16 protein-coding genes are annotated in these 25774 nt (G+C 48.4%); 10 read left to right on the top strand and 6 right to left on the bottom strand.

Going from position 1 to position 25774, the window contains the following annotated elements; genetic code table 11:
- The first annotated feature begins 1 nt into the window (after position 1).
- Genes IAQ59_RS13555 through IAQ59_RS13570 form a run of 4 tightly spaced genes read left to right on the top strand, consistent with a single transcriptional unit; the run spans position 2 to position 7826 of the window.
- The gene (locus tag IAQ59_RS13555) at positions 2–1546 is read left to right on the top strand and encodes a RagB/SusD family nutrient uptake outer membrane protein (protein ID WP_209331364.1); all 1545 of its coding nucleotides are present in this window, start codon (positions 2–4) and stop codon (positions 1544–1546) included.
- Positions 1547–3709 carry a hypothetical protein gene (locus IAQ59_RS13560; RefSeq protein ID WP_209331365.1) on the top strand — a complete coding sequence of 721 codons (2163 nt, stop codon included), beginning with the start codon at positions 1547–1549 and terminating at the stop codon, positions 3707–3709.
- Positions 3710–3716: 7 nt separating this feature from the next.
- Positions 3717–5606 (top strand): hypothetical protein, encoded by a 1890-nt coding sequence (locus IAQ59_RS13565; protein WP_209331366.1) that lies wholly within the window; start codon positions 3717–3719, stop codon positions 5604–5606.
- A 6-nt stretch (positions 5607–5612) separates the two neighbouring features.
- A complete protein-coding gene (locus tag IAQ59_RS13570; RefSeq protein ID WP_209331367.1) occupies positions 5613–7826 on the top strand; it encodes a beta-galactosidase trimerization domain-containing protein in 2214 nt (737 codons plus the stop codon).
- A 387-nt stretch (positions 7827–8213) separates the two neighbouring features.
- Here the strand turns inward: IAQ59_RS13570 and IAQ59_RS13575 are convergent, their stop codons facing one another.
- The gene (locus IAQ59_RS13575; RefSeq protein ID WP_209331368.1) at positions 8214–8900 is read right to left on the bottom strand and encodes a baeRF6 domain-containing protein; all 687 of its coding nucleotides are present in this window, start codon (positions 8898–8900) and stop codon (positions 8214–8216) included.
- A 384-nt stretch (positions 8901–9284) separates the two neighbouring features.
- On the opposite strand from IAQ59_RS13575, the gene IAQ59_RS13580 reads away from it, so the two are divergent.
- The gene (locus tag IAQ59_RS13580) at positions 9285–10748 is read left to right on the top strand and encodes a hypothetical protein (RefSeq protein ID WP_209331369.1); all 1464 of its coding nucleotides are present in this window, start codon (positions 9285–9287) and stop codon (positions 10746–10748) included.
- Between the two features lie 13 nt (positions 10749–10761).
- Here IAQ59_RS13580 and IAQ59_RS13585 read toward each other — a convergent pair whose 3' ends face one another.
- A complete protein-coding gene (locus IAQ59_RS13585) occupies positions 10762–11538 on the bottom strand; it encodes a type III pantothenate kinase (protein WP_209331370.1) in 777 nt (258 codons plus the stop codon).
- 70 nt (positions 11539–11608) lie between these two features.
- Between IAQ59_RS13585 and IAQ59_RS13590 the strand changes: the two genes are divergently transcribed.
- The 4 genes from IAQ59_RS13590 to IAQ59_RS13605 all read left to right on the top strand — a co-directional run bounded on the left by IAQ59_RS13590 (position 11609) and on the right by IAQ59_RS13605 (position 15861).
- The gene (locus tag IAQ59_RS13590) at positions 11609–12091 is read left to right on the top strand and encodes a GNAT family N-acetyltransferase (RefSeq protein WP_209331371.1); all 483 of its coding nucleotides are present in this window, start codon (positions 11609–11611) and stop codon (positions 12089–12091) included.
- Between the two features lie 52 nt (positions 12092–12143).
- On the top strand, positions 12144–13244 hold the full coding sequence (locus IAQ59_RS13595; RefSeq protein ID WP_209331372.1) for a vWA domain-containing protein: 1101 nt from the start codon (positions 12144–12146) through the stop codon (positions 13242–13244).
- Positions 13245–13249: 5 nt separating this feature from the next.
- Positions 13250–14782, top strand: coding sequence for a P-loop NTPase family protein (locus tag IAQ59_RS13600; protein ID WP_209331373.1), 1533 nt, complete (start codon positions 13250–13252; stop codon positions 14780–14782).
- A gap of 329 nt (positions 14783–15111) precedes the next feature.
- Positions 15112–15861: a PmeII family type II restriction endonuclease gene (locus tag IAQ59_RS13605; RefSeq protein WP_209331374.1), complete on the top strand. Its 750-nt coding sequence runs from the start codon at positions 15112–15114 to the stop codon at positions 15859–15861.
- Positions 15862–15877: 16 nt separating this feature from the next.
- Here IAQ59_RS13605 and IAQ59_RS13610 read toward each other — a convergent pair whose 3' ends face one another.
- From IAQ59_RS13610 to IAQ59_RS13625, 4 genes are all read right to left on the bottom strand, one after another.
- Positions 15878–17401 (bottom strand): DNA cytosine methyltransferase, encoded by a 1524-nt coding sequence (locus tag IAQ59_RS13610; protein WP_245189595.1) that lies wholly within the window; start codon positions 17399–17401, stop codon positions 15878–15880.
- A 57-nt stretch (positions 17402–17458) separates the two neighbouring features.
- The gene (locus IAQ59_RS13615) at positions 17459–17701 is read right to left on the bottom strand and encodes a dihydrofolate reductase family protein (RefSeq protein WP_342450704.1); all 243 of its coding nucleotides are present in this window, start codon (positions 17699–17701) and stop codon (positions 17459–17461) included.
- Between the two features lie 404 nt (positions 17702–18105).
- Positions 18106–19320, bottom strand: a complete 1215-nt coding sequence (locus IAQ59_RS13620) for a class I SAM-dependent methyltransferase (protein ID WP_209331375.1) — start codon at positions 19318–19320, stop codon at positions 18106–18108.
- Positions 19321–19322: 2 nt separating this feature from the next.
- Entirely contained in the window at positions 19323–20312 is a 990-nt protein-coding gene (locus IAQ59_RS13625) for an aspartate-semialdehyde dehydrogenase (RefSeq protein WP_209331376.1), read from the bottom strand.
- 118 nt (positions 20313–20430) lie between these two features.
- Here IAQ59_RS13625 and IAQ59_RS13630 point away from each other — a divergent pair, with 118 nt between their 5' ends.
- Positions 20431–25710 (top strand): lamin tail domain-containing protein, encoded by a 5280-nt coding sequence (locus IAQ59_RS13630; RefSeq protein WP_209331377.1) that lies wholly within the window; start codon positions 20431–20433, stop codon positions 25708–25710.
- Positions 25711–25774 lie beyond the last annotated feature (64 nt).

Genomic DNA, 25774 nt, shown 5'->3' on the forward strand with positions numbered 1-25774 from the left:
GATGAAAAAGAAAATATCATTCCATATCGTAGCTGCATTTGTAACAGCGCTTTTGGTTGGATCGCTCAGTTCTTGCGAAGATCAATGGCTCGAAGACGTTGGTTCCGTTTCAAACGGTTTTGCAGAACCCCGAAATACGCAAGACCTAGAACAATTGGTTAATGGGGCACTTTGGGTAGCCGGGGGTAGCGGTGGATTCCAAGGGATACACGGAAATCAGGCATTGTATTCAGCCACCATTTCGGACGTGGGGAAACTGATGGATGGCCTTGGCGTAGTAGGGCAAGATGCCATCGACTGGTATAACCGGGATTTTTCCAATAACGCGCACTCCCAACCCACCCGAAATTGGAATGCGGGATACGCCGTTTTGCTTGCATCGAATGCGGTCATTGACTGGATAGATCGAAATGGTGCATTTGACGATGCGGAAAGCCACTGGACCCCGAGGATTCTCGGTGAGGCCTATTGGCTTCGTGCTTGGGTGAACTTTGCTATGGTTCGGATTTTTGCCCCCCCATATGGCGCTGACAACAGTGCTCCGGCGATAATTATAAAAAATAGGATGCCCAATTCAGCCTTTGATAACCCTGCACCAAGTACCGTGCAGGAGGTGTACGACCAAATCTTGGCTGATTTGGACCAAGCCATTGAGTTACTGCCAGAACAGTATAATCCCGACCGTGATCCTCCGGCATACGTAGACCGGCAGGACCGAATGGCGGCCCACTTTCTGGCTATGCGGGTGAATTTTCAAATGCGTAATTGGGCACAGGCCGAAGCACATGCAGATGTCATTCTGAACTCCGGACGCTATCCGCTCGACCAAGACCCAATCGAAGCTTGGAACAAGGATCAATTCGGAGACAAAGGAAATGAAGTGGTGTTTCAGTACGTCACATCCGGTCCGCAAACCAATTGGAAACCACCCGTGGTCTCTCGATGGTTGGGGTATTCCGATCCCAACGGCCGTTGGAATTTGACAAATCGGTTCAACAACAACCAAATCATGTCGCTTAGCGAGCATTTTAAGTCTATCACCGGTTGGGATAACCACGAAGAGGCTATGAATGACAAGCGATACCAGCAATTGTTTATTTCCTTCGGGCCCAACGAAGATCCCCGACCTGCCTATCAGGGCCTCACCTCCAGAGAAGTTTGGGGACACAAATGGTACCGTGCCGGCGAGGCCGAAGCGTCCAACCGGGTATCCAGCCTTCCGTTGATGCGATCCGCGGAAGCCTATCTCACCCGATCCATCCTGCGTTTTATGCGGGGTGACGAAGCTGGCGCAAGGGCAGACTTGAATGTAGTTCGGAATCGCGCCGGACTGGAAAGTTTCACCGGTGCACTCAGCGAAGACGTGATAGAGGCAGAGCGTATGCGGGAACTGGTATTTGAAGATGACAGGCTGTACTACTTGCAAGCCATGGAAAAGCCTATTCCAAACGGAGACCGTGGACCAGGCAGCATCGCTTGGACTGCACGCACTTGGCAGCCTATCCCGCAGACAGAATTGGATTTAAATCCCAATATTCAGCGGTAAATGATTGGGAAGTCAATGCTTTCGGAAAAGCCCCGACGAGGGCTTTTCCGAATTTTTTTCTCCGCGATCTGCTGGCTAGCCTCCACTTGTGTTTTTGCGCAAGAGAATAGCCTATCCCTCGACTATCCCGATGAAGCTGGATTTCAACAGCGAATATCCGGAAAATTGGCCCTGATCGCGGAACAGCCCGTTGGTAGGCGATTTTTCGGAAATGCCGTTTGTCCGGACACCGGAAAGCCCTTCAAAACGCTCGCTTTAGAAGGTGAGCAGGTGTATTCTCCATTTACTGGAAGTGCAATAATTCAGGGTTCTACGGGCTATTTTGGTGCCAAAGAACGTGGAGAAGATGGCCGCATCACCCGGTTTGGTGGCGATGCACTGAAAAAAGAGCTGGCTCCGGCAACCGCTAGACTACTTCTGGGCGTTGAAGAGCCGTTTGTAAAAGCCTTTCTGGGAATTCCCGGAAATATGAATCAGCAATATCACTTTGCAGCCAAAAACTGGGCACGGTTTTATCCACTGTTAAGCGATCAGATGTCCCAAACCTGGGAGAACGAATTTCAGCGGGCGGTGGCCGCATACACCGAATCAACTAGACCTTCGGATGGATACCGGGTATATGATCCGCTGTCTACGCCACACAATCTGGTCGGTGAGCCCGGTGAGCTGCTTGGCGGAAACAAAAAAGATGGCGGCACCGAAAATCACAAGGTCATGTGGCGGTCCTCCGCTTGGGTGTATTCCCACTATTTTCCGGAAGGAAGCCGTATCTCTCGCTGGCCTATACACGAGGTGGATTCCTTATCAAAAAAGTATTTCAGAGGGTTTTTAAAGGGACTTCTGACCACGGGCAATGGCGAATACGACTCCGAAATCTACTATCCGCACAGCATCGCAGGGCTGCTGAATATCTATGACTTTTGCCGCACCGACGAGGCAAAGGAATTGGCTCAGGCTATTTTAGACTATTATTTGATAACCCTTTCCATTAAATCTTACGATGGAGCCTTGTCCGGTGCACAAAAGCGGGGGCCCAACCTGATGAATCAGGGTGGAGAGTTGAATACCTTCCTTCATTATTGGTTTGGCAGCGCTTTACTGGATGGAGACCACCCTTCCCTTCATCAAATTACCAGTAGCTATCGCCCTAATGGATTGATCTGGAATCTCTACCACAAAAATATTAAGACACCTTTCGAGCTGAAGATCGCCCGCCCCACCTACCACATGGATCAGGCAAACGACGCCCAAGAGTATTTTTATGGAAGCAAAAACTTCGGATTGGGCAGTGTCTACCTCAACCGGTTGGACAATCCCAATCAGCAGGTGCAGTGGTCACTCGTATATCGTACCCAAAAGGGCCCGGCAACCCTCGGTGGAGGACAGCCCTATCACGGTAGTCCTGGGGGGCATAGCCCATACACACAAACCATGCAGCATGGGCAAACGATCCTCGTCGCGGCAGGTGACACCCGACCGGTAGGATCCGGGGAATCGGAGGAATCCTACCAACGACGGTTGGTACTCGGAAAGGAGGCGCTGCGACAATTGGAACTACCCCCGCTGCCAGAGAATCCGTCGTTTGAGGCATGGATGAACAACTCCCGATTTCACCAAGCTTGTTGGTTATTTGTTCCGAAAGGAAGTGGCACAATCCATGAAATCCGAGGCAGAATTTTCCTTCATTCCGATGAGACCTACCTAAGTATTACACCTTTCAGTCCGACCTATTATTGGATTACTGCATCGGATTCCACTCGTCTAAGTGGCAAATTACAGGTGTTTGAAAAATACGATGTATTGGTTGTCACCGGATCATTGCCCGGATATGCGCTGGAAGTATACGAGCGGGACGATTTTTCCAGCTTTGCCGATCTGGTGAACAGGGTGCAAACAGAAACCTCAATCCAAGTCGATTCGGATTCATCGAAAATAGTTTATCACAATACAAAGGGGTGTACGCTGGAAATGGAATACCAGCACAATGGGCTGCGCGCCGAGGGATCCGTGGACGGGATGAAACTGGATTTTCAGAATTGGAGTCCCGCCGGAGTGTATACCTCCGATCTATTGAAGGTTGGGAATGGCTTGTTGGAGCTAGAATTGGATGGAGAAATACAACATATCCAATACGATGATCGTGATGGAGTTACTCGAAAATAGATATACTATGAAGTTTTTCAGGATTGTGATTTTCATGCTTTGGGCTATCGTAGTTGGGGTTTATTCCGCTCTTGCGGGACAGTCAGCGTTGCAGGAAGAAGTCCTGGTGAGGAGAAATGCCGATGTGGTGGGAAAACATCCTAGAGGATTAATTTTGGCGGAGGAAGTACCTACACTTCGTAAAAGGCTGAGCAGTGGCCGTTATGCCGGTGTGGCGGAAGCCCTCGAAAGGGAGGTGAATCAGCTACTTTTTACGCTGGATTCAGCCAGCATAGTCGCTGCCGAGCCATTGGCGCTGTCAGCAGAAAAGCTGGCCGTGCTGTACCTATTCACCGGGAACGAACGGTTTGCAGAAAGGGCCTTTCACCAATTGGAGCTACTTTTTGAAGACGAAATAATTGTCAAAGATCCGTTTTCAAGGGGACTGACCCGTGCAGCGGTATTACGTTCTGTGGCCATCGCCTATGATTTTTGCTTTACCGGGTGGACGCAGCCTTGGAGAAATCAGGTCAATGCGGAGCTATTGAAGCTGATTTTTAATACCCAAGCGAATATGGGTCGAGAGGCCAATTACAGCTTGGTAAGCAACTGGATGGGAGTGCGTTGGGGGGCTGTTCTCCTAGGCGGAATGGTCTGGGACAACCCCGATTCCGAGCAACCCTCCCCGATAGACCCATTGGTTTGGGACGCCACCAAGCGGCTGGCTGATCATACCCAGGTCAACATTTACCCGCAGGGCTGGAATGCAGAGAGCATAGGGTATCATATCTATAACTGGTCCTTCATCGGGCCGGCCCTGATTGCTTTTCAAAACCGACGCAGCCATTTGTCAGATGGGTTGAAACTCTTGGCTCCGCATGCATTGGGTTCCCTAAAAGCCATGGGGGCTGCAATGGTGTCCATTCCTGCAAGAGCGGGCTTGATCGGTATGAAGCCGGACCTGTCAGATGACAACCTAAACCTAGGAACCGGTCTTTTCGGGATGGCCTTCCGACTATATCCCCAAGAGCAGCAAGCGACTATCAAGTGGATGCACGACTATCTGGGAGATAGTTCGCTTTACAGTGTATTGTACTACCCGGAGGATCTGGTCGCAGAGAATCCAACCGAAAGTAACTGGCTAAGCCAGGTGGACACCACGCAGGGGGTAGTGGTATTTCGAAACAAATTTGCCGACTCGCGGGACGTGGTGGCGGCATTTAATACATCCTCTAAGCGCATAGCCGGCCACAAAGGCCCCGACGTAAATACCTTTCGAATTATAGGAGGCGGAGCCCCTTTGGTGATAGGAGGCGGAAGAACCAACAAAATAGCTGGTCAAACGAATCTTTTTACTGAAAAGCCTGCATCAGCGGGTGCTGGAAGTCCAGATCCCGGCAGACTGGAAAAGTACGGCTTTTTCCAGGGGGGGTCGGGCTATGCAGTTGGAGTTGGAAGCAGTACCGGTGTAGTAGGACATCGCCGAAAGTTCACCGCCAATTACGATCCCCGATCCGGTGCGGTAGCCGTTTTTTTGGTAGAGGATCAATCGGAAAACGGTCAGGTGTGGCGCTTGGCTACCCCGGAGTTTAATCAGATAAAGGTGCATGATTCCGGATATACCATCCTTGCCCCCACTGGGTATGCACTTCATGTTTTTGCCCTAGACGGAGCGGTGGAATCTGCGGTTTCCCAAGAGTTGGTTCCCTACGGTGGAAGTTTATCACGGGTTAACCCCGGCATTATCTGGAACAATGAAAGATACACGCATGGCAAAGTGATCGACTTTGCCATGAAGCAAAATCTAACCGTTTTATTAGTCCTAACGGGTCCAAATGAGGCCTTGCCATCCATAGAGCGAATACCAGAAACAAACGGAATACGGGTGGGAGGACTTAAACTGAAACTTGAAAATTAGTATTGTATGAGCATCCTACGTTCAACTTATTGCCTATTGGCTTGCAGTCTGATCTTTGCGACCACCGTTGAGGCCCAGTATAACCACGATTTCTTACATGATCTATACGATGGCAGGCATGAATCGCCCACGCAGCGAAAGTTTCGGGAATTGGCACCTGTACCTGCTGGTGTGGTGTACATTCAACGTCCGGGAGAAGGAGAGGAAGAGATTCGCGGGCATTTTCGGCTGATGAAAGCGCTGGGATTTACCAACCTCAAGCAAATCATGACCCTTCCGGACTGGAAGGAGGAGCAAATTCAATTAATAGCTTTGGAGGAAGGTATTATCCCATGGTGGTATGGAGAAGGAGGATGGGAACCTATCACCAAAGAGCTTTTGAAGAAGCTAGGGATATCGGAGGATTTGCCACTCACAGAAGTAAGGCTTCATCCCGCCATGCTTGAATATCAACAAGAGGTGCTGAAGGAAAGGGTTAAGACCTATGCCCGGGAAGTGGAGATCTCCCGCCACAGGGAACGGATTCGGGGATCAAGTTCGGCATACGACCCAATCGTAGGGGAACGGGGCATGCATCTCAGTGAAGAGGGAAAAAGGCTGTTTGTGGATTGGGCAAAGGAGACTTATGGTAGCATAGAGCGGCTCAACCACGCACACAATCAACACCATCACGGGTTAGCCACCGAAGGAAGGCCATACAGCTCTTGGGAGGACTTTGAAAAGCGATGGCAAAATCACAACCACCGAGAACTGCGGATTATCCGGGATATCCTTCGATTCAAGGCCGATTATGGCGTGGCGGCATTAAAGGAGCGGGTAAGCGCATTTCATTCGGTAGACGCTATACCGCCTTATCGGGCGGGCGGGGAGCTGGGGTTGTTTCGGCCACATGCCTATTTTGGGGTTAATTTTCCGGGGATTGCAGAGGCCATGAAGGACGCTGGATCCTTTTACCCTTCTATCCACTTCACCTGGCACTTTGACCAGGTCAGAGACGAATTGGGCCCGACTGTCTATATGCAGGCCAGTTATATACAGGACATGTTTAAGGGCGGGTGGTCAGGAGGATGGGAGACTACCGGCGGTCCACAGCAATTTGGCGGGGAGAAGTTTGGGCAAAACAACAAGGGCTTCACCGTTGATGCGCCCGAGATGGAGCAGTTTACACTGAGCATGCTTGCCGCTGGGTTTAAAGGCTGGGGTTTGTGGAGCTGGTCCGTTCGGACCGCGGGTGCTGAGGTGGGTGAGTATGCCTTGCTGGACCATCAAAATGAGGTGACGGACCGAGCCATTGCCGTGGGGCGCATCGCCAAGGCCATGCAGACCTATCGGGAGGAAATCTGGTCTCTTCACAAAGAGCCTATCGTAGGGGTGTTTTTTGACTGGGACAACGAAGCCATGTGGACAGCACTGTCTCTAAAGGGACAGGACAGTTTGAGGTTCCGGCCTATGGAGGCCCGTGTGGGACTTACAAGGGCATTGATCAATGCGGATATACCCTTTGAGTTTGTCACAAAGGCAGATCTCGAAGCCGGGTTGGCTCCCCGGTACCCGGTAATTTATTTGCCGGCTACCCTGGCATTGGATACCAACCTGGTGCCCCTACTCGATCAGTACGTAACCCAAGGTGGGAGACTGGTGATGGATATGCCCGGTGCCTGGATGGATACCTATTCCTCCTTGTTTCCCAGGGGAAAGGAAAGTGCTTTTGCACAGCTATTTGGTGTGGTGCTGCGTGAATACCAATACGCTGGAATCAATCGGGATTGGCTTCTGGAAGGGGAATACTTACGCGGCTCCATTGGAGATATTCAGCCCCTGACAGCGGAAGTTTTGCAGCGATTTGATAACGGAAAAGTTGCCGTAACCCGCCATAAGCGAGGTAATGGCGAAGCGATCCTCATCGGCTATGAATCTGCTCGGGCCTCTTTTCGCAGAGGGCAGGAGGCAGCAGAGCGACGCTTGTTGCAGCAGGTCATTCCGGAAGGATGGCAACCGCTGGTAAAAAGCGATCAGGCCATTGTGTATAGGCTTGCCGGTCCCGTTAGTGATCATTATTTTCTTCTCAATCAGCATTCGCAGGACATTTCCGCCAATTTGGAGATCAACGGTATCCAATATACCTCTATGAGGGATGCCGTCAGTGGGGAGGAACTACCAATGGATAAGCCGGTGCGTTTAGCGGCGCACGGTGCCAGGTGGCTGCGGATGGAGAAATAGCCCCTACCCTAATGAAAACCTTCCGGTTCGTGATATATCAAGAATTACCGGAAATTCGACTTTCTTTCTTTTTCCACCAAAAATATCCGATCTAGCCCATGCCCACTATAAATAGGGCAGCTGAAAAAAGTAAAAATGAAGCGAAAGAATAGTGAAACCGCCATGCCTAAGCTGTGCCTAGGAGTGGTTTGTAGCGTATAAAGGAATATACTGACCAAGCGACCATGAGAGCTAGGGGAATCATGGAAGCTAAGGCCTTGGCGGGATTGGGAAATACGTTGAAGCGGATCACACGAGTCAATGATTTGATGGTTAAGGCGCAAGTAAAGTACGGCTCACTGAAATTTCATTTCAGTATGGGAAATATTTTTTTACTATGTGCCGTGCCTACAAAAAAAACACCAGACCTCTGGAGAGATCGAAAGGGTTGGAAGAGAATGGATCTATTTTTATTCCCTCCTCCAGCAGACGGGGATTTTTGTTTACTTCCATAAACAATTTATGATGTTCGGGAAGTGCCGCTAGAATCAGTGGCATATTGAAAGGCTTTGAGTAATGATCCTCAATATATTTAGAAACCGTCCTAAAGAAGCGCGCTGCGTCTACATCAACTTCCTCTTTTTTGCTGCCGTTCCCATGGGACATGGTTTTTCCTTCTCTCACTGCACCGTAGGATGCCGTCACGTGTCCATCTGCGAGCTCCTCGCGCAGTGCATCTTTGATAGTAGTGGGAATGTCCCCTTCCATGTCAATTTCTTTGAGTCCGTGTCGGTTTCCTTCGTAGAGTTCGATTTTGTGTAGACTCAGACCCAATAGGTGAAATCTGTCCACAGATTGTAAATATTTGCGCAGAGGCTTTGTGTGAAAACTGTCCGCCACCACGGTCAGTTCGGTGAAATCCACGGGCAGCTTTGCTACTTCAAAAGTGTTTCCTGATCGGAATACCGCTAATCCGTCAAGTGTATAATTCCAGAGCCTGTAGTTCTCTTGCATTTCTTCCAGCGGAGCTAAAAGGGAAGCCACCTGATCTTGGGAATACCGTTTTAACAGGGACGTTTCAGCTTCTTTGATCATATTTTTAAAGCGCACGGGATCTTGCGCATTGGCCGGATGGTGACGATGGGTAGGCAGATAAAATGTCTTATATGATAAAAAAGGAGTAATTTACTGTTTCCTTTATTATGTTTATTCTAAAGGCAAGGTTTGTGCCAGATGACTATTGTTAAATGGTGGAATATACCCGGTTTCTATAATTTCGATCCGAGGCGACACCGAAGCGATGATGGTTGCTTCATTCATTCTTGGGGCCAAACATGCGGATCCCGGTTTGACAATAATCCTGCAAAAAGAGATTCATATGAACACACCTTGTCCTTTTTAGTCAGTATACTTTCTTTTTTTATCTCTACCTTTATCACGTCCAAGAGAATGAATCGTAATGTTTTTTAAAAAATACTTATGAGTAAAAAACAGCAACCCCTTACCCCCCACGCCTACCTGAAATCCGGAATGGCGCTTAAATTGCCGATATATAAATGTTATGTTCCCGAAAGCTGGAGAGAGATCCAAAAGTTTTATTTGGTGTTTGCGCGGCAACACGTCAACGGGAATATTACGCTAGCGGGAATTTTGGTTGACCTGCTATGCACGGGCATCAAGGACGTGATTTACCGGGTGAATATGCCGATGTTCGAATTCGAGCGTTTTTTAGAAGACTTGGAGGAAGGTATCGAAGATGAGATGAGCGAGGTTTCGCGGGACTTGGCCCATAATATTGTTTACGGGGCGCTGGAATTTGGGTCTGATAATGGGATCCGTCCCCACGAAGACTTCCGCTGGGCAGCCTTGATCATAGGTCCTGATTCGGATGATGTTCCCCTGATAGATGATATTCCATTTGGTGAATTCGGCATGCCGCTTCTGCTCCTTGATGGAGATGATCCCAAGGAGGCCTACTACCTTCGGCAACTAAGGACTCACCTAGGCGAGGGTAATTTTCGGGTGATGCGTCACGACGACTATTACGATGAGGAGTATTTTGACGAAGAAGTCGATGAAGAAGAGGACCTGCTTGCCGAGGTCAATGAGGTGGAACTTTGGGAACGCGAGGACTGGGAGCGCTGGATAGATAGTATGGAAACCCTGGATCTGGATGACATTGGTGATAAGCGACGCATGCAAGCAGCATTATTTTTTGTTTACAGCGAATATAACTTTCCCGTAAAAGCAAGTGAACTCGATATAGCTGAAATCATAGGTACCCCGGTCGAATGGACGGATGAAGTCATAGAAACAGAATATGGAGTCATTTATCCACCGGAATTGGAGGATGAAATTGCAGAACAATCGTTTATCTTGAAGGGTGATCCTACCAAAAAAGAGGCGCTTAAAGTTCGGGATCGGTTGTCTCTATTGATCAGGGAATACCCGCATATTCCAAACCTATATAATCTTCGCTATCATGCTACTAGGCTTATTGATGGTCTTGGTAAATTTCGAAAAGAGGTGGAGTCCACCCTAGAGCGGTTTCCCGATTATTTTTTTGCCAAACTAGATCTGATAGATTCAATGATTGAAGCAGGGGAAACGCCGAACCTTGCCGATTTTTTCGGAGAAGCTAGGAATCTATCCGCTATATTTCCAAACCGGAAGGAGTTTCACCAAAGCGAGGTAACGAAGTTCTTTACCGTCATGATTAATTATCACCTGCATGTGAGAGAGTCCGCGCTGGCATTTGCCTATTACCAGGAACTTATTGTTACCGGTCTGGAAGACAATCTGCCGAGAGAGTTGGCCCTTGAATTGATGGCTGCGTGTTCATTGGAAGCGGTAGCCGTATTGGGTATTGTTGCCAATGACGCTGATTTCAGGGAGTCCTTTTTCGAGATCTTGCTCGACAAAGGAGAGGAAGAAGATGAGTAGGCTAAAAAGGTGGTCATTTAGGTACATTTGCCTCGGTAATAAGCCGGATTCCCTCCACGGTCAGGTGGCGGTCGATATGGTCAAATCGGTGTTCAAGTTTTGGTAATAGGTGTGACAGGCCGCCGGTAGCTATAACCGGAATTGCGGTGCCTAGCTCTTCGAATATCGCATCGAGCATGCCATTCACCAATCCTACATAGCCATAGATAACTCCCGCCTGAATGGAATGGATGGTGTCTTTTCCGATCGCTGATTTTGGTACATCGAGCTTCACCTCGGGTAGCTTAGCGGTGTTGTTAAACAGCGATTTAACCGCTGTTTTGATCCCCGGCACGATGCTTACACCTTGAACTTCACCCTGATCACCCACTACAGTGAACGTCAGCGCAGTTCCAAAATCCACTACCACACAGGCAGACCGGTAACGGGTATAGGCGGCCATTACGTTACACATCAGGTCGGCCCCTATTTCATCCGGCTTTTCAGTACGCACAGGAAGGCGGTCGTAACTCCTTCCCGAAATTAAGTAAGCGTCCCGCCGAAGAAAATTTCTGCTGAAGCCATCCAAGGTTCGGTTGATCTCCGGTACGACCGAACTAATCCCCACTTGGGCAATTGATTCTGCTTGTAGGTCGTTCTCCAGTAAGTACAGCCCAAATCGCTGATCCAACTCCAGTTCGGTTAGGCTTGCTTTGGTATCCATGCGGAATTCCCGAGTCCATAACTGGGAGGTCGCATCATAAAAGCTGATGACAATATTGGAATTTCCTGCATCAATGGAAAGAAACATATGGATGGGGATTTGACTCAAAGATAAAAAAGTGTTCCCGTAATTTGGGCTTTTTTACTAATTTGACGCTATGTATACAATCAGAAAAGGAGAAAAAAAGGATATTCCAGCGGTATTTGAATTGATCAAAGAGCTGGCGATTTACGAAAAAGCACCGGAACAGGTCACCAATACGGTAGCCATGATGGAGGAGGATGGCTTTGGCAAACATCCGGTTTATGGCTTTTTTGTGGCCGAAAAGGCCGACACCGGTCAGATCATCGGAACCGCGATCTATTATTACCGGTATAGTACCTGGAAGGGAAGGCGCCTTTACTTAGAGGATTATATTGTAACCGAATTAGAACGGGGCAAAGGTGCCGGAAAATTACTTTTTGAAGGGGTCATGCAGCAGTGCCTCGACGATAATTGCACAGGCATGATGTGGCAAGTACTGGATTGGAACGAACCTGCGATCAATTTCTATAAGAAATACGACAGTGAATTTGACGAGGGATGGATCAACTGCCATTTGCAGGCAGCAGATATAAAAGAGAGGTTGGGCAAGAAATAAATCCTTTTGCCATCCGCTAAACCCAATTGCAGCGAAACTTGTTATAGAGCATATGAAGGGATTTAGATTTACCAAATACGTACCTGAAAAGGATCCCGAGAAAAACACCTTCGATCAACTCTTGGATGTTTTTTTGCAGTTGGTTACCATGACAGGGGGAGATGTGGCCGAAGCGCTGAGTTGGCTGACCAACTTGGACAATCGGTATGGCCTCACCCGACCGGGGTATGGCATAGGTGATTTTATCGAAGACCTGAAGAGTAAGGGATACCTGGAGGAAAAAAGCGGCAAGGGAGAATTCAAAATCACCGGAAAATCTGAGCAGACGATCCGTCGCAGTGCCTTGGAGGAAATCTTTGGCAAGCTAAAAAAAGGCAGATCTGGAAACCACAAGACAACCCATACCGGGCCGGGGGAAGAAGCGGGTTCAGACCGGCGCCCATTTCAATTTGGGGACAACTTGGATCAAATCGCCCTAACCGATTCCCTCCGAAACGCACAGGTTAATCACGGCTTCACTAGCGACTTTCTCCTTACGGAGGATGATCTGGAAGTGGTGGACAAGGAGGTAAAGACCCAGACCTCCACGGTCCTGATGATCGACATTTCCCACTCCATGATCCTGTATGGAGAGGACCGGATCACACCAGCCAAGAAGGTGGCGATGGCCCTTGCAGAGCTTATCAAAACCCGCTATCCAAAGGATACCTTGGATGTGATTGTCTTCGGCAACGATGCTTGGCAAATTGAAATCAAAGATCTCCCCTACCTACAAGTGGGGCCCTATCATACCAATACGGTGGCCGGTCTAGAACTGGCTATGGATCTGCTTCGGCGAAGAAAGAATCCCAACAAGCAAATATTTATGATCACAGATGGCAAACCGACTTGCCTGAAGGTGGGAATCAAGTATTATAAGAATGCCTTTGGTATAGATAGCAAAATCCTCAAAGAAACCCTAAAACTGGCGGCACAGTGTCGCCGTTTGAGAATACCCGTCACCACCTTTATGATTGCCTCTGACCCCTATCTCAAGGAGTTTGTAAAAGAATTTACCGCCGTAAACAACGGCAACGCGTATTACAGTAGCCTGAAAGGTTTGGGCCACTTGATTTTCGAAGATTACCGTAGAAATAGAACCAAACGTTTTTAAATAGCATGGAATACAGCCAATTGTCCAGCAAAGAATTGTTACACATTAAGAATTTAGGCCAGCTAAAAGCTGCCGGATATACCCCAAAAAGTGTCAAAGATGAACTTCGGGACAACCTAATAGCGAAAATAAAGAGGAAGGAAAATGTGTTTGAAGGTATTTGGGGATACGAGGATACGGTAATCCCGGACATTGAACGCGCGATTCTATCCAAGCACAACATCAACCTATTGGGGCTTCGTGGGCAAGCCAAGACACGAATTGCCCGCATGATGACGCATCTTTTGGATGAGTACGTACCGGTGGTAGCCGGATCAGAGTTAAACGACGACCCCCTTCATCCCCTTTCTACGCAGGCCAAGCAACTAATCCGCGAGAAAGGAGAAGACACGCCCATTATTTGGTGGCACAGAAGCGATCGGTATACGGAAAAACTCGCCACCCCCGACGTTTCGGTGGCTGACCTCATTGGTGACGTAGATCCCATCAAGGCCGCTACCATGAAACTTTCCTATAATGATGAACGCGTGATTCATTTTGGGCTCGTGCCCAGGTCCCACCGCAGCATTTTTGTCATCAATGAATTGCCCGACTTGCAGGCCCGAATTCAGGTGGCCCTTTTCAATATCCTCCAGGAAGGGGACATTCAAATCCGCGGTTTTAAGCTCCGGCTGCCATTGGATATCCAGTTTGTGTTTACGGCGAACCCTGAGGATTATACCAACCGAGGCAGTATCGTGACGCCCCTTAAAGATAGGATCGAAAGTCAGATTATTACCCACTACCCCAAATCCATCTCGATAGGCAGAAAAATCACAGAACAAGAAGCGAGATTGGCACAGCGGCCGATGGACCGCATCCATGTGCCCGAGTTGATGAAAGACCTTATCGAGCAGATAGCGGTAGAGGCACGCAGCAGTGAATATGTGGACGAGAAAAGCGGCGTTTCTGCACGACTGACCATATCGGCCTACGAAAATTTGATTTCCACAGCTGAAAGAAGGCTCTACCGAAACGGGGAAACAGATACCGTGGTACGCATCGTGGATTTGATTGGCGTGATTCCTGCCATTACAGGCAAGGTAGAACTGGTATACGAAGGAGAGCAAGAAGGAGCTGGGCTGGTCGCTTATAACCTTATTGGCAAAGCCATCCGTACCCTTTTCGTATCCTATTTTCCGTCTCCGGAGCAGAAGAAGAAATCGAAGGAAGGAAACCCCTATGTACTTCCCCTGTCCTGGTTTGGGGAAGGAAACACGCTAGATCTGTTGACCACAGATTCTGACAAAGAGTATAAAACAGCCCTTCAAGGGGTTCCTGGACTGGAAAAAGTCGTTACGGACTTTGTAGAGCATCTGCCGGAGCGGGAGAAGGAGTTTTTTATGGAATTTGCGCTTCACGGCTTAGCCGAGTACAGCCAACTAAGCAAAAAGCTGGTGGATACCGGCATGCAGTTCAAAGACCTGTTCAGCAGCATGTTTGACATGGGTGCAGGAGGTGACGTGGAAGACGACGAGGACGAGGAGGGGTTTAATTGATCCCATGAAGTTTCCGAAAGGACTGATTTCTCAACGGCTTTGAAGTTACTAAAGATTTCATTATCTAGATCTTATGTAGGAATAAGATTCACCCAAATCAATCCACGGAAGCAAGGAATATCGACAGGATGACCGCCCGCCGTTGGTAAAAAACCACATTCCTGACACTTCTGCGGGAACAGAACGAATTACTGAGAGAGATAATCCAAAAGATATGCGAGGGAAGGGAAGCAGTGATCTTGTAGGTAATAGGAATCAATACCGGAGATGTGCCAAAAGTTTCTAACAGGTGAGTACCTTTGAAGCAGGGTGGACAAAAAGTAAATTTTATGAATCAATTAGATATCGCAGATGTAACCAAATATGTGGAAGCGAATATTGGAGACTTTCATTCTAGAAGAGTAGATAAATTGGGAGAACTTAAATTAAAAGACGTTCTCAAGCGAAAGAATCCCTATTTGTTTAAAGCAAAGAATATTTTAACGGCCCAAGATTTAATTCGGGCGATTGTGGATGCATTTATTTCTTCAAGCGAAGAAGGAATTTTTGGAAATTGGTTAGAAGGATTAGCTATTCACGTCAATAGTTTAGTTTATGGAGGAAGGAAATCTGGAATTCCAGGTATTGATCTAGAGTTTATGAAAGGCAACGATTTATTTATCGTTTCGATTAAATCTGGGCCGGATTGGGGAAATGATAGCCAAGTAAAGAAAATGGTTGACCATTTTAATTCAGCCCGGGCTGTTTTTAAGACATCAGGTTCAAAAGTCAACGTTACAGCAGTCAACGGGTGTTGCTACGGAAAAACAACTCCACGTAATAACTACAAAAAAAAGGGAGATTACTTTAAGTATTGCGGCCAAGTCTTTTGGGAATTTATTTCCGGAAATAACGAGCTATATAAAGAAATTGTTGAACCTTTAGGATATCTTGCTCATAAAAAGAATGATGATTACGAGATAGCTTATGCAAAGAAAATAAACATCTTCACGAAACAACTAACCGAAGAATTTTTCACTGATACAGGCGAAATAGATTGGAATAAATTATTAGAATTTAATTCTAAAGGAACAATTTAATTCACATTTAGCTATATTATAGTAGAATATTTTGTTTTTCAAACCTTTCTATTGTTGCTTGAAACTCCATTTTCCACTCTGTATCAGACGTATTTCTGTAACGAGAATAGGGAAATCCATCAAAAGTTTGAACCTTCTTCCCTTCTAGTAGCTTTATTATGAGTCTTCCAATTGCAAAACCAAGTCCAACGGGAACAGCATTTCCGATTTGTTTATATTTATCTAAAATGCTACCCTGTATATCCCAATCATCTGGGAATTCTTGAATTCTCTTATATTCTTGGACACTCAAAGGCCTATCTTCTTCAGGATGCGCCAAGTCAGTGGCGGGCATTGCAGGATGGGTAACTAAAGTCGGGCTAGGCCTATTCCAATGAAGCCGTCTTAAAAAGCCCGTTTTCCCCCCCCCGGAAAAATATGATTTGCCCATTGCTTCTCTTTGTAGCTGGTCTGGAAGGTTTCGCCAATTCTCCCCAGATTTTAAAAGTCGGTAGTATTTCAACCTTTTCTCGGGAAATGAAATATATTCTGAATTATCAGAGACTAAGCCGTCTACCGCTTGCTTAAAAGTTGTCCATATTGGTAATCCGAAACTGCCGTCTGCTGAGTTAGTTGGTTCTAAATAAGGAGGCTTTTTGCCATCTCTTGAGCAGATTAACACGACACGCTCTCTCTGTTGAGGAGTCCCAAAGTTAGCTGTGTTGTAGAGATTAAAACTTACGGCATAACCTGCAACTTCCAACTTATTTAGTATCGCATGAAGAGCACCTCCCGGGAGTTCGTCTACTGTAAGATCTGGAAAATCCTTTCCTCTTTGGTTGTGTGGACGATGTTTTAGCGGAGCTGACAATAATCCACGGACATTCTCTATTACCGCATATCTTGGTCTTAGGCCAATAATCATGTCGATAAATGAAAGAAAAACATTTCCTCGGTCATCTTCAAATCCTTTTCTATTTCCAGCAGTACTAAAAGCTTGACAAGGAGGCCCTCCAACAACAAGATCTATTTCGTCTGTTAAACTAAGGCCTGAAATCTCTCTAACTGATTGAGGACAGAATTCACGTATATCGCCTACTAGGGCGATTTCAGGTCTATTCTTGACAATTGTCTTTCGACAAGCATTGTCGATTTCACTCGCAAATAAGGTTTGAAATCCGGCTTGCTCAAGGCCAATATCCATACCCATAGCTCCACTAAAAAAACTTAGAGCAATTGGTTTGTTGGTTCGTTTGGGAATCCCTAATCCATAGAAAAGGCGATCTTCCGCAACGCCAGCACTGGTAGACGAACAATATTCTTCCAAATCAATCCTATCTATAATCCATGACTTTCCCACTCTCTCAGATCTTATCTTCCCATCCCGGCACAAATTCCGAACTTGTTGCGGGGTAACTTGAAGAATATTTGCAGCCTCTTGTACGCTTAACATGGTACCTTCATTTTTTTCGTTTTCGAAATTAAAAAAAGTACCTTTATTCGCAAAGTTTTCCTGTAAAATAGTGAAAAGGCAGAGTACCGACTTGCTGTTTATTAACAAACAGAGGTAATGGGATATATTTATTCCCTTTTGTAATGTACCTGAACCAATCCGGTATCAAAACCCTTGGTTTTGATGAGTTCTAATCGCTGCTGAGGTCGGCCGTCTTTTAAGAACCAGATGCCGTCCCCAATCGTAGGTCTTTCTGCCGATGATAATTGTTTCTACCGAGGAAGTAAAGGCTTGGTATCCATAGTCCTCGCCTTCTTTCTCCACGATTTTCAGGAAGTCCAGGTTTTCACCCGGCGCGGCAATATAGCCATCCGGGCTGCAGGCAATAAACAGGCAGAGTTTTCGCATGGGTTGGAAAGGGATTGATTTGGTGACCCTAGGGGAATTAAAGTTAACATTTCTCAAGGAAAAGGCCGATTCGTACCTAAAAAATGGAGTTAATAACCTGTCGCACGTCAGATCTTTCTGACGCTTACCTTATCCTTTGTGATCGTTATAAAAAGATGGTCCGAATTTCGATAATAGGTTTCCAGCGATTTAATAATATTTTTTTTAATATGAATGGTATCTTGTTTTTCATACCGCAAAAAAATCACTGAACAACCTTGGATGCCATGAGAAAAAACCAAGGAATGTGTCCAAAGAAATCATGCCTTAGTTTCAAGCGTTTGGCCAATAGAACTTTGGGTCAATTCGTTTATCCACTCCATTTTTTTACACAAACCCTATTCAATCCGCAAGTAACCAAGTCATCACCCGCCTTGGTGAAGCTCTCCAGATGCGACCAACTCACACACAAACAGCCTATACCCCGCCTCACTGCGCGTGCCGATCAGAAATAGATTGCCACCGTCCTGGAGGCGGTACTTTTTCTTTAGGTCTTCGGCATGGAGGGCATAGTTGCGGGTGATCACGTTCACCACGCCCGAAGGAAACAGTTCCCTTAGCTCCCGCTTGGGCTGTCGCATCTCCTGCAAGATGCGGAAAACCCTCCCAGGTAAATCTTCGATCACCGAGGTTCCGGAGTACAAATGGCTGTTGGGATGGAGCTTCCTAAGACCGAAACGCTTCGCAAAACTCCTAAAGGCCCCCGCTTTTAGGATCGCCGCCTGGGGTTCGATCAGAAACTCTCCGGCATCTCCATATTCGACTTGTGCTTCCTCCTCTTCTGGGTAGGTGAATGAAAAGGTACGGGTCTCCATGGGACGAATATCTACACAGTGGATGTATGGGTTGCTTACGCTTTTCCCAGCCTCCCAAAACAACAACAGTTCCTTGACCTCGTTTTTATGCGCCACAATCCATACCTGCTGTATATCGGGTAGGGAGGCCAAGGCACCTTTTATATCCAGCATGGGGGAAACCTTTGCGAGTACCGCATGCCCTTTTTGGGTGAGTAGGCTCCAATGCGCTATCAGATTAGGCTCGCAATCTTCTAGACGCACCATTTTTTGATTATGCCCTCCTCTGCGGGCCGGGTCAAGGTAGATGAGGTCGTATTTTTCTGAAGAATTGGCTAAAAGCGCCAACCCATCACCGGTATGGACACGGATAGTGTCTGGAGCGAGCTGGGAAAAATTATGGGCGGCAAGCTCTGCCAGTTCTGGCTGCCTTTCTACGTAATCGGTCTTAGCAAAGGATTGGGAAAGGAAAAATGCATCGACGCCCAAGCCTCCGGTAAGATCAATTAGGGTATTACCTCGCACCAAGGAGGCTTTATAGCGGGCAGTCACTTCTGAGGAGGCCTGCTCTAGGGAGAGGCTGGCCGGAAAGATCAGATCCGCATGCTGTGCCCACGAGGGAACCTTATTCCGAAGACGCTGACGGGCCTGTATCTGCTGTATGGCCAACTTCAGGTCAAAGGAAGTTTTGCCCCGATGGGTTAAAAGCAAATGTGCAGGATCCCCATCTAGGTTATCCTGCACAAATTGTCGTAGCGATTCGTTATCGTAGCCGGAAAGATCCAACGTTACACCATGCTGTGTTCCACCAGGTAGGACGCGATTTGTACGGCATTGGTGGCTGCACCTTTGCGGAGGTTATCCGCCACGATCCACATGTTGAGCGTATTTGGCTGGCTCTCATCGCGCCGGAGTCTTCCCACAAATACCTCGTCCCGCTTATGGGCGTTTAGAGGCATGGGATAAACATTATTGGCAGGATCATCCTGCACCACTACGCCGGGTGTATTCGCTAACAATTCGCGAACCTCGTCGAGATCAAAATCTTTCTTGAACTCCACATTCACCGACTCGGAGTGTCCGCCCATCACGGGAATCCGTACGGTCGTAGCGGTAACCTGAATACTAGGATCGTCGAAGATCTTCTTCGTTTCGTTGATCATCTTCATCTCCTCCTTGGTGTAGCCGTTGGGCTGAAACACGTCTATGTGGGGCAGCACGTTCAGGTCTATTTTATAGGGGTACACCATGTCGGCCTTTTCGCCTTTGCGCTCGGCCATCATTTGGTCCACGGCAGCTTTGCCTGTACCGGTTACCGATTGGTAGGTAGACACGACTATACGCTTGATGCCGTATTTTTCACGAAGTGGGGCCAAGGCTAGCACCATTTGGATGGTGGAGCAGTTGGGGTTGGCGATGATCCGGTCATCTATGCGGAGGGCTTTCCCGTTTATCTCCGGAACCACCAGCTTTTTGCTGGGATCCATTCTCCATGCCGAGGAGTTGTCGATGACGATGGTACCCACTTCGGCAAATTTCGGAGCCCACTCTAAGGAGGTACTGCCACCGGCCGAAAAAATGGCAATGTCCGGCTTCTCAGACACAGCCTGACTGAGCCCAATTACCGTATACTCCTTGCCCTTAAATGAGAGCTTCTTTCCGGCAGATCGCTCGCTCGCTACCAAAAGCAGTTCATCAAAGGGAAATTGATGCTCGTCGAGCACCTCTAGGATTTCGGAGCCTACCAATCCGGTGGCTCCCACTACGGCTAGTTTCATAGGATTACAGTTGTTTTTTTCAGACAGTTACTTAGCTTTTTCTGAGGATTATTCGGAACACCAAGTGTTTTATAAATTGGAATTACGGTTTATTCGTTTTTATTCTTAAATTTCATACATGAAAGCTGTATACTTTGTATGGGGTTTTGTTGCTTTTTCCATACTAGGTTTTTCCCTTTCATCCGAAACCGAAACCTTTGTGCTTCAGGATTTTGAAAGCAATTTTAGAATCGTCGACTATCCTGAAGAATTTTTGCCGGGTTGGGCGGCCAACGAAGTGCGGAGTGGCACTTCCAGGGTCTTCCAAGCTCCAGCAAAGGGTACTAACGGTTCCATAGCCCTAGGCGTTCAGACCATAGGTAGTTTTGACGCGCAAATTTACATAAAAACGAGCACGATTGGGCTGAAAGGCAATATATTTTCCTTTTTTGCGCGCACTGAACGAAACGGCAGCGGCAACCGGCCAGTAATTGTGACCTATACTTTCTCAGAAGCAGGGCAGCAATCCCACCAAGAGCCGCTAGGGACACTGGAGAGTTTTCCGAATGCCGATACGGATTATCGCCTCTGGGAAATCCCCATTCCGGAGCCCTGGTGGAACCGGGAGGAGGTCACAGTAACCTTAACCGTACAATACGGTCCAGGTACCGGAACGGCCGCCAGGTGGTACATGGATGATTTTGGCATAAGGCTTTCTGACCAATCTGAACCTGAACCCGCTCCCAATGACCCGGATCCGGAAGACCCAGCCATTGATCCGCCAGGATTTCCATCGCTGCTACAGGCCGAAGCCTTGGATGGGCATACCCTTGAGCTGACTTTTGACAGGCTACTTCCCACCTCCATGCAAACGCCCTTGCTTTCCGCCGGCTACGGGGCTCCAGAGGAATGGGATGTCTCGGAAAATCGGCTTACCCTGCGTTTCTCAGATTGCCTCTACCCAAACACCTACGAACTCATTCTTGCCCTTGTTGGAGATCCGGAGGACATGGAGCATCAAGTAGCCTTCGAACTGCAAACTCCGACTCCGCCCGGGGCGATCATTATCCATGAATTCATGGCAGATCCCAATCCCAAGGGCTTGCTTCCTTCCAACCTACGGCTTCCCACAGCTGCGAATGACGAATACATCGAACTGTATAACCGCATGGACAAACCCATTCGGCTGAGAGGCTTTACTTACAACGAAAGTCCGGTGGAGGAAGCCGTGATTATGCCAGGGGCGTACTTGCTGTTGGTTCCTATGCCCCGCAAGGCTAATTTTACGGCTTGGGAACCTGTAGCGGGTGTAACCGGATTTCGGGCACTGCCCAATGGTTCTGGACAGATACGTCTTCGGGACGGATGGGGGAATGTGGTCGATAGCCTTACGTACGATCCCTCTTGGTATGGAGATCCGCAAAAGTCCCAAGGAGGCTGGTCTCTAGAGCGGAAAAACCCCTATGTGGCATGCAGCGACGTGCACAACTGGGCTGCATCTGAAAGCCCGATGGGAGGTACTCCTGGTGCGCGGAATTCGGTCTATACCGATCAACCCGATTCCCGCTCATTTAGCGTAGAGCATATCATTCCGCTAACCAACGATATGCTTCGCGTACACTTTTCAAAGCCCCTTTTTCCAGATCGACACCCCGAGGGCAAGATCCTACTCCATGGTGAAACCCTGAGAATAGACAGCTTGGCCGGCGCGGTCCTTTGGCTGCGCTTGCCATTTGCATTAAGCTCCGGCGAAACCTATGCCCTTTCTTTTCAGGGCATCCACGACTGCTTTGGTCAGTTGCTGGAGGAGGAAAACGTTTCATTTATTTACGATACGGATCCGCCGAAAATTACTGTGGTAGGTGGCAGGGCGGCCGATGAGGTGGTAATTTACTTGGATGAACCGATAGATGCCGGTTTTCTTCCTAGCGCCTCGGAAGTAAAGCTTTCGCCGTTTCAGGGAGCGGTCAGTCAAGTGCAATTGGCAGCGCCGAATCGGGTGCACCTGATGCTACAATCCAATCTCCCAGAGGGGCAGGAGTACGCGTTGGAGATTAGCGGCCTAACCGATCTCTTTGGAAATAGCATGGAACCTACCCAACGGCATTTTTTCTGGATAGATCAGATCGACACCGTTTTCTTTTCCGGCCCCAATGCCGCAAGTGTGCGTTTTAAGGTAGAAACCGATCGTTCTTCTACGCTCCATAGAGAGAATTATTGGCTGGACCGTGGATTGGGTCACCCGGTGGCCGTGGTAGAGGATGCGGAGGAACCAACAACTGTCGTGTTGATTTTTGACCGTGACTTTCCCACCAATCAAGCGATCACCGTGGAGGTAGATGGGGTGCTGGATAAGGAGGGTAATCCGATCATCGCTTTTCGAAGATCCTTCACCTGGGATACGCGGGCTATTTCGCTTGGCACAGTCACGCCTATGCACCCAAATATGCTGACACTTCAATTTAACAAGGCGCTGGACCCGAAGACCGCCTTGATTCGGGAAAATTATACGGTATTACCTGAGGCTGGAAATCCGCAGGTCGTCGAAATCATGGACGGGCAAGCAGTGCGTTTGGCCTTCGAAGGGGAGTGGCAGCAAGACATGGCGTATCAAATTAGGGTACGCTCGCTGCGAGATTTGTTTGGAAATGAAATGCCTAGGGAAATCTCCGGCACCTTTAGCCTATCAGCTGCCCGGCCCCGAATAGATACGGCTTATGTGACTTCCCCTTTTCAACTCAAGGTTCAAACAGACCGTGCGCTGCAGGCCCCATTTACCTTTTTGGTCCAGGATAGACCTGTCAGCACGCAGCGAGAGCTAGCGCCGGGAATGTACGAACTTGACGTTGATTTCGCACTCGATTCAGAGGAGCTGCTGCTAACTCTAACACTCCCTGAGGAAGCCCCCATTAACTACTTATTGGGCAATACGAAGCTCCGGTTGCAAGAAGTACGGTTGGTGGATGAACAAAAGATGCGGCTTGCTTTCACCGATTTTTTGGATCCAGCGATGGCACTTTTACCGGATCGGTATCTAATCAATGGGAGACCGGTGGATGAGGTGGAGATGGAGCAGGAAGGTTTTTTGGTTTGGTTGACTTGGAAGGAGCCGTTGAAGCTGGGTTCCAGCTGGGAACTGGTATTGGGTCCCCTGCAAAGCCTAAGTGGGAAAGCACTTAGCCAGGTCATGCAATCCGGCAGCTACTCCGATGGTATCGTAGATAGTTGGGTTTCACATGCCCAAACCGCGGTGCTGGTGCATGAAACAGTGCTACCCTTGGAAAGTGCCTTGCAGGGGCGATTTGAAATGGAAGATGAGGATATAGAAGTAGATGCATGGGTCAATCGGTCTCAACCCAGGCAGATTCAGTTGGTATTTTCAAAGCCTCTACAGGCTGACCGGTCTTATAGATTGCGGCTCCCACCGAGGATAGACGCACAGGGAAACTGGCTGTCCGGGAGTTACCGGGAAATACGATGGGACACACGTCCCCCGACCCTACAGCATGTAGAGGTGATTAGGGATACGGAGTGGATGTTGCACTTTGATGAGTCGCTGGATCCGGTGTTTGCGCTGGTAACTTCTTTTTATGAAGTTGATGGAACACATCCTTTGGAGGTACAGCATGGTCCGGAGACCCACCAAGTGCTGCTGTATTTTGATCAGCCACCCGCTAGTGAAAGCGGTTTGCTTACCCTGGTTATTACAGGTATTGAAGATCCTCAAGGCAATTCGGTTGATCGGCAGCAATTTACCTTTACCTACGAGCCCCCGATGGCGGCGGCGTATCGTGATATACTGATCAACGAGGTGATGCCAGCACCTAGAGAGGGAGGATCGCTGCCCAATGCCGAATACGTGGAGCTGTTCAACGCCTCGCAACGCCCGGTGCAGCTGGGAGGGATGCGTTTTGGCAATAACCGAACTTTTACGACGCTTTCCCGGTACGTTTTAGATCCGGGGCAATATCTGATCCTTTGCCCAGTGTCTCAGGTTGGTCAATTCACGGCCTTTGGAGAAGTGATGGGCGTTTCTCCTTGGCCTACCTTGTTGAATGCCGGGGATGAGGTTTGGATCGGAACGGCTGAAGGTTCCGTGTTAGACCGATTTGCATACGATAATTCCAGCTTTGGAAATAGCACAATCGCCCAAGGCGGATATAGCCTGGAGCTGGTAAACCCCTACTACCCTTGTGAGTCTCCCACCAACATTCGCCCATCGCAATCTCCGCAGAGGGGGACTCCCGGTCAGCAAAATTCCGTGTTTGACCAAACACCAGATCGGATTCCACCACGTCTGGTACAGGCTGATCCCCTAGGTCCGGACAAACTTCGACTTGGGTTTTCCAAGCCGGTAACCGAAAGCAATCTATCGGCCCAGTTCTTCTTGGAGCCTCAGTTAGCTCTCTCGGACATTGCCTTGGATCCCGAGGATCCCTATGCTCTGTATGTGACCTTCGCATCACCATTTGAAAGCAATCAACGCTACGAAGTAGCGATCGCAGACTGGACCGATTGTGCAGGCAATGCACTGGATCCACAAGCCTCCCGGTTGGTCTTTAAGATTCCTACGGAAGCTTTGCCTGGTGATATTGTTTTGAATGAAATCCTCTTTAACCCACGAACCGGAGGGCCCAAGTTTGTCGAAATTTACAATGCCTCGGAAAAGTACATCGATCTGAAAAATTGGAAACTAGCAAATGTCGCAAATGGGGAAGTTGCGAACAGAAGGGTGATTTCCGGCCATACGGACATCTTGCTTCCGGGTATGTTTCGCGTATTTACCACGGACGCAGGCCTCCTCCACCAACATTATCCCCGAGGTCTAGTCGATACGTTTCACGAGATGAGTTTGCCGTCCTACCCCATAGGTAGTGGCACGGTCATCTTGTTGAATCCGGACGAGACCATCCAAGAACGATATAGTTATCACGAACGTCATCATCATCCGCTGTTGAGGGAGGTTCGGGGCGTAAGCTTGGAGCGCCTCAGTATGAATGGTGAAGTGGATGATCCCGAAAACTGGCAATCAGCCTCCGCCACGGAGGGTTATGCCACGCCGGGTTTCCGCAACTCCCAAGTGGTATCGCCTAATCCATTGGAGCAGGGAATACAGATATCGCCCAAGGTCTTTGTACCGGACGGCGTGGGCGAGACCCCTTTCACGACCATATCCTACAGGCTGGATCAGGCTGGGTTTGTGGCCACACTTCGCATTTACGCCACGGACGGCAGGTTGGTGCGCGAACTTTGCCAAAATCAGCTTTGGGGCGAGTCCGGGTTCTATATTTGGGATGGCACCGACGAGCGGGGAGCAAGGGTGAAGTCTGGCTATTACGTGGTTTGGGTGGAATTGTTCCATCCGGATGGTACAGTGAATCAGCTCAAGAAAACCGTGGTGGTAGGGACTAAATTTTAGTGCCTCTTACCAATGTCAAGGGATTTTTTGTATTTTCGGGATTGTGCCTAAAGCCAATTAAATC

It is taken from the genome of Lunatimonas salinarum, from assembly GCF_017811155.1.
GTDB lineage: Bacteria > Bacteroidota > Bacteroidia > Cytophagales > Cyclobacteriaceae > Lunatimonas > Lunatimonas salinarum.